Annotated in this window: 7 protein-coding genes; all 7 read right to left on the bottom strand. The window is 40.5% G+C overall.

Features of this window, described 5'->3' with window-relative positions; translation table 11 throughout:
* The coding region (gene tssD / locus AC1DND_RS14980; protein WP_477582747.1) for a type VI secretion system tube protein TssD at positions 1–347 on the bottom strand (347 nt) is incomplete at its 3' end.
* 143 nt (positions 348–490) lie between these two features.
* Positions 491–889, bottom strand: coding sequence for a type VI secretion system tube protein TssD (tssD, locus tag AC1DND_RS14975; protein WP_477582748.1), 399 nt, complete (start codon positions 887–889; stop codon positions 491–493).
* 71 nt (positions 890–960) lie between these two features.
* Positions 961–1,533 (bottom strand): NAD(P)H-dependent oxidoreductase, encoded by a 573-nt coding sequence (locus tag AC1DND_RS14970; RefSeq protein ID WP_477582745.1) that lies wholly within the window; start codon positions 1,531–1,533, stop codon positions 961–963.
* A gap of 123 nt (positions 1,534–1,656) precedes the next feature.
* On the bottom strand, positions 1,657–3,045 hold the full coding sequence (locus AC1DND_RS14965) for a DUF5458 family protein (RefSeq protein ID WP_477582744.1): 1,389 nt from the start codon (positions 3,043–3,045) through the stop codon (positions 1,657–1,659).
* Between the two features lie 18 nt (positions 3,046–3,063).
* Positions 3,064–3,510: a hypothetical protein gene (locus AC1DND_RS14960; protein WP_057933296.1), complete on the bottom strand. Its 447-nt coding sequence runs from the start codon at positions 3,508–3,510 to the stop codon at positions 3,064–3,066.
* A 58-nt stretch (positions 3,511–3,568) separates the two neighbouring features.
* Positions 3,569–6,085 carry an ATP-dependent Clp protease ATP-binding subunit gene (locus AC1DND_RS14955; protein WP_477582743.1) on the bottom strand — a complete coding sequence of 839 codons (2,517 nt, stop codon included), beginning with the start codon at positions 6,083–6,085 and terminating at the stop codon, positions 3,569–3,571.
* Positions 6,086–6,090: 5 nt separating this feature from the next.
* Positions 6,091–7,720, bottom strand: a 1,630-nt coding sequence (locus tag AC1DND_RS14950; protein ID WP_477582741.1) for a type VI secretion system protein TssR domain-containing protein, incomplete at its 5' end; no start/stop codon positions are given.

Below are 7,720 nucleotides of genomic sequence, written 5' to 3'. Positions count from 1 at the left end.
TTACGGGCCGATACCACAAAACTTAAAGTCATTGGCGTATTGTCGTTTACCGCAATACCCTCGTTATACTGGATGATATAACCATCTTCGAAAGACAGTTCCTTCATTTTTGCATCTTCTTCGCCTTTCTTGAAAACCAATGTTCCTGAAAGCGGCTTGTACTGGTTGTTTACCATCGATTCGATTACAGAAGTATCTTCGGTYGATTCGATTTCGATGTGGATGGTGCCACCATAAACACCTGACGATGGACGGCCTTTTGCGTCAACATCTCTATTTAATGAAAAGCTGCACTGTAGTACATCAAATTCTTTTGATCCTAAGTTTAAACGGGTTTTGAATGCCATTGTAGTAAGTTTTAATGTTTTTGAAAAATGAATGATTCTTGCGAGCATGGGTTTGGCGCATGGCGATTGGCGAATAGTATAGGGTTAATACAACCTCATACCCTAAACCTCACACCTTCAACCTTTCTACCCTCAACCTCCCCTTAGGCTTTTGGCCAATCGTTAAGGTGCTCGGCGTTGCCTAATTTAAGCTTTCTGGCTGAAATCTGGAATTTGAGCGTCATCGGATGATCGCCCACAATGTTGATCCCTTCGGAATATTTAACAATGTAGCCATCYTCGAAGTTAACTTCTTTCATTTTGGCATCTTCCTCTGTTTTCTTGATCAGAAGGGTTCCTGTAATAGGTTTGTACTGGTTGTTTACCATCGCCTCGATTATTGAGGTGTCTTCGGTTGATTCGATCTCAATGTCGATGGTACCGCCGTAAACTCCGGAAGAAGGTCTTCCCTTAGCATCTACATCACGGTTTAACGCATAGGCACAATGAAGCACATCGTACTCCTTGCCTGAAAAATTTAATCTAGCTTTGAAAGCGAGAATAACTTACGTAACTGTAGTGGTTTTACCCAAGATGTAGTCTTTTTGGACAAATATTTCCGGTAACTTAAGTTTTAAATCAGCTGTGAACCAAATTTTTCCATTTTAGCTACCCATTTTTGGCTGTAATGATTTTCAAGAGAATGTAATTCACCAATGGTATTGGTGAGCACGGGGCTCATTCTGCATTTCTCGAAAATAACTTTTTTGATGGATAGGTAAGTTGTTTTCTTATTTGCTTTCCATTCTTTAAAAGTAGCCTCATCCAAAATAGACACAATCCGTGCCGAACGACCACTAAAATTATTGTTTACGTTTTGCTGCTGGGTAGTAAAAATCTGGTCAGGCATAAATAAACGATCAAAAAAACCCTTAATCTTTGCGGGAATATGGTCTACGTATACAGGACAAAAAAGCACCACATGGTTACTCTGCCTAATTGCGGTTAAAGCTTTTTGCAAATCGGGCTCTAACTCGGCAATCTGCCTGTTGTTAAACAGCTTATTCGAGTTGAATATGAGGTCGATAATGGCCAACTCTCGTACGATTGCACCAGCACTTTCGGCACCTTGCTTATACGCGTTAATCAGGAAATTCGTAGATGCGTTTTTTTCAATATCCCCATTCAGGATAAGTATTTGCTTCATTTTTTTTGATTAATCTGATCAGGCCGATGCATTACAAAATTATAAAGAATTTGTTAAGTGTTATGCATAACCCATAAAAAAACCCAACGCTGGGGTTGGGTTTTTATTTTCAGCCATCAAAAACTACTGCTGATTGTACTCTGTATTCCATGTGGTATTTTCATCTTCGCCTTTATGCCCGTCTAGTTTTACTACAAAACTTTTAGCCGGGAAATATGGTGTGATGTGGATATCCAGGTGAATCCTGTCTTTTTGTTGTTCATCTCTTTCAAAACGCATAATTTTAAATCTCTCGATTAAACGGTCGGCTCCCTGAATACCATCCAAGAACTTAACAATCTGGCCACGCAGGTCTTGTTCCGTTTTAGAAGTCCAGTTTTCGAAAGCCCTTCTGTTCAGGAAATCGAATAGTACTTTGGTAATATAATCGAATACACGTACAACCGAATAAGTTTGTAAACCGATATTATCTCCGTTAAATAAGGTTTTGGCAGAAAAAGCCATTACTTTACCATATTCGTTAACCATTGGCACCAAGCCTACTCTTTCTAAATGAGAGATTTCACTTTTCTTTAAATCGAATTTTACACCATCTACCTCGTTTATAGCACCATGTTTTTTACCTGCAGTAACCTGCGACATTAAGGTGTAATACATTTTACCTGCAAGTGCTGCTGATCCGGGTACGGTTAAATCGTCTTCCTCACCCACTTCTGCAACTTTACCACGGCCAACCAACCAGTTACAGGTCATGATTACGTTCGACCTGAATGCGTCACCTCCGGTAAAGTTTGCTGCGGTAAATAAATCAAGTACATCATCCGGCTGATCAAGATCGGCAAAATCGGTTACCAGCATGGCTTTGTTGTTATGCGCAATTTTACCCCATCTCTCTAGTACTTTATTGGAACCCATATAGCCGGGCACAACCATTAACGAATAGTTATTACGGAGATCCAAACGGTCGTAATTCTGTTTTAACTCATCATCTACGTATTCAATAAAACGTGGATTATCAAGATCCTTGATCTGATCCATTGATGCATTTAACAGCACTACATTTTTAAGTTTGTCGGATTCGGTATTTTTATAGAATAAATGTACCGAACGGTATGCCTGCTCCAGCTCTCTTGTACTTTCTAATGCAGTACCGATGTTTTTATTCAGATTTTCTTCGGCAGCATTCAGCTTTTGAGTGCTTTTTTCTACCATATCGGCAACTGAAGTGGAAGATTCAAGCACATCAATCCAAAGCTGGATTTTCTTTTTCAGCTCTTCACGTTCTTTCTTTTTCTCATCACCGGTTAAAAAGATCTGTTTACGGGCTTTACGTTCAGGGTTTAAATTCTGCAGACCATCAACAGTGGCTTCCAACAGATCGAAACCGCCAACACGGGCCAGTTTTTCGAGGTTATCTTTAAGTGATGTTTTTTCTAAGGTTTTGGCTTCAGCTGGTTTAAAGCCTTCCTGGCCTGTATTTTCGTCGGTTTTTAATTCTTGAGGGTTTGACATGTTTTCTTGGCGTTAAGATTATTTATTTTGCTCCAATTCGTCAACAAAGTTCTTCAAAGCGTTAATGAAGGCCGACTTTGTTTCTTCGTCATCAAGTGTAGCTTTTAAGGTTTTGTTCGATTTTAACTGTTTGATTACATTAAGCGACATTTCTCTTTCGATGTTCACGTTAGTAAGGTAATTACTTTGGTTAATGATGTTTTTCACACCAAAATCGCCCAGATCGTTAAAGTTTATCGTTTCGCCAACTGTAGATCCATCCTGCTTTTCAAAAGCCACCTTCACATTTGGTTTATAATGTTCGAATACATCTTTCACCGTTTTTAATCCCTCTACTTTTTCGGGTTTTATCGGATCGTTATCGGTAAGTTTCTGTACAAAAAGTGTTTTGTTGTGGGCAATTTCTGCGAAAGCTTCTGAGGTGTCAATTTTTCGCTCGTTACCACCAATTTCATAATTAAACATAGTATGTTGATTTAGGTTTACGATTACTTTTTTTTCTAATAATATAATAGTTAACGTTTTAACTCAATTTTTGTTCCAATGTTACGGTTTCTGGCTGAATAATATTCCATTCGAGTTTATCTTCGGCTGCATGCTTGCTTACCACAACCTTCGATCCTTTTTTTAGTTCACCAGAAATGATGTATTTCGAGATTGGCCTGCGTAAAAGATTTCTGATAACCGCCGATAGCTGCCTTGCACCGTATTTTGGTGTAAAACCATCTAAAGCGATCATTTTTTTGGCATCTTCTGCAATTTCAAAATCGATACCCATTTTATTGAGCGATTGTACCAAACTGCTTAACTGGATTTCGAAAATACGCACCACATTACTTTCGTTTATCGGCGCAAAAGGAACAATTTCGGAGATCCTGGCTAAAAATTCGGGGCGAAAATGGCCGGCCATAACCTCCATTAACTGATTTGAAGCAGGAATTACACCTTTTCCGATCTGTTCGGCAATCCATTCACTACCGATGTTCGAGGTAAAAAGAATCAGTGAGTTGCTAAAATCGCCCTCTTTTCCTAAACGGTCGTGCATGTGGCCTTCGTCCAGGATCTGTAAAAAGGTATCGAAAACGGAAGGGTGCGCTTTTTCAATTTCATCAAAAAGCAGTACAGAATAAGGCTGTTGCCTGATTTTATTCACCAATAAACCACCTTCTTCGTAACCTACATATCCTGGAGGCGCGCCATAAAGTAGGGCGGCACTGTGTTCTTCCTTAAATTCGGACATATCGAAGCGGATCATCGCTTTTTCGTCATTGAATAAAAATTCGGCGATTGATTTGGCCAGTTCTGTTTTACCGGTTCCTGTTGGCCCTAGTAAAAAGAAGGATCCTATTGGCTGGCCTTTTTTATTCAATCCACTGCGCGATTCGAGTATGGCATCTGAAACAGCTTTTAAAGCCTGATCCTGCCCTACCACACGTTTTTTAAGGTAAGCTTCCATATTGAGCAATTTTTCCTTTTCACCGGCCTGCAGTTTACCCATTGGGATACCTGTTTTGTAGGCCACTATAGAAGCAATATCCTGTTTGCTGATGCGATCGCTCTTGTCAGCAGCATATTTTTTTAATTCCTGTAAGCTTTTGGTAATATAACCCTGATATTCATCGGCGGTTTCGAACGCGTCAGTCTGTGTTTCATCGGTTAAGTGACCCAGTAAAACCGGACTTAATTTATTCTGAAGCAAAGAGAAAAGCCATTTATAATCAGCAAATTTCTCTGCTTCCGGTTCTTCGGTATTGGCATTTAAAGCTTCCAGATCGGTTTCCAAACTTTCGATTACCTGATCAGAGGTATCGTTCATCATTTTCATGGCGGCCATTGTACGGTCGAGCAGGTCGAATGCAGAATCAGGGAGCCTTCTATCTTTCATGTAACGTTTGGCCAGGCGCACACATTCGCCCAAAGCATCGGGTTCGATGGTTAAGGTATGGTGCTCTTCGTATTTTACGGCCAGTTTCTGCAGCATTTTAATGGTGCTTTCTTCGTTTGGCTCATTTACCTGCAACACTTCAAAACGTCTGCTGAAAGCCTGCTCAGGCTCGATAATTTTGCGGTACTCATCAATGGTTGTGGCACCGATAACCGTAATTTCGCCACGGGCCAGTTCTGGTTTCAGCAAATTACCTATGCCCGCACCCAACGGTCCTTTACTATCCAATAAAGTGTGGATTTCATCAATAAACAGCACAGCCTTTTCAAACTGCTTGATTTCTTTGATGATGTTTTTTAAACGGTCTTCTATTTCACCCTTGTAAGAGGCACCTGCAATTAATGAACCTAAATCGAGCTCAAAAAGCTGCACGGGTTTTAAACTCTCGGGTACATTCTGGTTTACGATATCAATGGCAAAACCATCAACCAAAGCGGTTTTACCTACGCCGGCATCACCGGTTAAGATTACATTTGGTTTGGTGCGGCGGCAAAGGATTTCCATCATCTGCCTGGTTTCTTTATCACGGCCGATAATAGGGTCGGTTTTACCATCGCGCACCATCTGTAATCTATCTATACAGTATTTATACAGGGCATTGCCTGTGCTTTTGCTTTCAGTACCAGCGCTTGTTTTATCAGGCGAAACCACCCTCGAAATTTCTTCATCTTTTACATACAGATCCAGGATTTCACGTTCTTTAATCGGGAACGATTTTAGCTGATCGGGCTGAAAACCGATACCCGGTTTTGCCAATGCGGTTAATACACATACCGGGGTAATTAAGTCCAACCCCAGTTTAATGCGTACATTATCGGCCTCTTCAAAAATCACTGCAATCTCTGGCGCACCGCTTACGGTATCCGTAAAACTCGCCGATTTTGCCTGTTCGTCAATCCGCACTTCAGCCCATTCGCTAATGTATTCTTCATCTTTACCAATAGAGGTAATGAACGAGCGCAGGCCAACATCTTTATGCATCAGGCCTTTGAGCAGGTGAGCTGCAGTAAAAATCTCGTTTCTGTACTCTTTAGCTAAAGACTGTGCAATATGCAGGGCTGTTTTGACCGATTCGCTTAAATTTGTAACTGCCATATCCCTTAGTTGGTTGTAGGCAATACTGCCGGGTTAAAATTATTTTCGGTGATGTAGTAATATATTTTGCCGTTCGAAATAAACTGCTGCTCAATCTGAGTAGCCCTTTTAATCTGCTGAACCGATTGATTTAATAATTTAATGTAGCTTTCGAACGCTTCGAGTGGCATTTTAGAACTGTTCTTTAAATCGCCTACCGTATATTTCTCTAAAAATTTGTTGTTCAAAGGCAAGCCAGTTACCAATTTAATGTAGTTAGCCAAGGTTAAACGCTTTATGTTGCCCGATGACTCTTTAATACCCAGCATCTGTTTTGGCATTTTCACATAATTTTTAACAAGTTTACTCCTGAAAGAAGACTGATCGGCCTGCAAATTCTGTCCCAACATCATCGAAAACACATCTACAATCTGCTTGTACTCCATGTTATTTAAAACGATGGCATATTGTAATGTTGAGGGGTTGTTTTTCACTGCATCAACCGACAGATTTGCAGTGCTATAATATTTAAACGCATTGTGCGGCATGCGGTCTGCAACTTCCGCGCCAACGGGTTCCGGCAATAAACCTTCTACATCGGCAGTCAGGTTTTTACGCGATATGCCTGTTAAACGGAAAGCACTATCCAACGAACTGATCTGGTTATAGATATCGGAGTTGGTTTCTTTTACGAAACGGCGTAAAGCAATCGTCATGCTCTGGTTGGAATTTACCGAACCTTTTGTCGGGAAAACTACCCCACCCTGGATTAAACTGTTTTTAGGGTAATCTAAATAGTAAGAGATAGAATCCTGTAAACTGGTATTATAAGGCTGGAAACTTTTTAAACCCTCGCCTTTTACCATGGTGTTTTTTCTATACTCGGCAGCGCGGATAGCCGATTCGGAAACAAGTTTACGCGACTGGATTACAAAATCGTTAAATGACTGATTGAAATCGCTATACACCTGTAAGGCTAAAATACGGGCATCGGCCTGTGCAACCTGCTCACTTAATTCGTTAATCAGGTAATTGTTGGTTCCGCCGGTATTTCCGGTACTGCCAACTAAAATAATTAAATTGGTTTCGTTCTTTTTTGCTTTAAATAAGCCCAATCCGGTTTTTATCGCTTGAAAAACAGGCTCTTCGCTTACTTCTCCATTACACCTAACAGTGTTTTTAGCCTGATTTGAAAGGAAGGTCATCAACTGCCTGTAATCGTCTTGGATCGGGCTTACGAAAATACCTTTTAAAGCGCAACCACTTTCACCACGGTATACTACACCACCAAAGTTCACTTTTGTTCCTTTACCAAAATCGCCCATAATATTTTCGAAAGAAGCGATGGTATTGGTCATTCCAGAAAAATATTTGGTCATTGGGCTACCACCGTCCACAACAAAAACAACATTTACCTTGGTTTTATTTTTACGGAGGTTCAGGTAGTCCTGATAAGAAAGCGCAGAACCGTTAATGGTTAATATTTTATTGTCTTTTTTATTGTAAACATCTGCAGCGATACCTACCGTGTTACCTCCTTCATCGTTTGAAACAACAGGTACACTACGCAGGATCAGGTTTTCCCTTGGCAATAAGGGATCTACCACGAAAGTTGTTCCTTTATTGATCCCGTTTTTGAGGGCTATAGAGGTAGAA

This window comes from Pedobacter sp. 01N416 (assembly GCF_056399685.1).
This window is presented reverse-complemented; position numbering and strand designations above follow the sequence as displayed.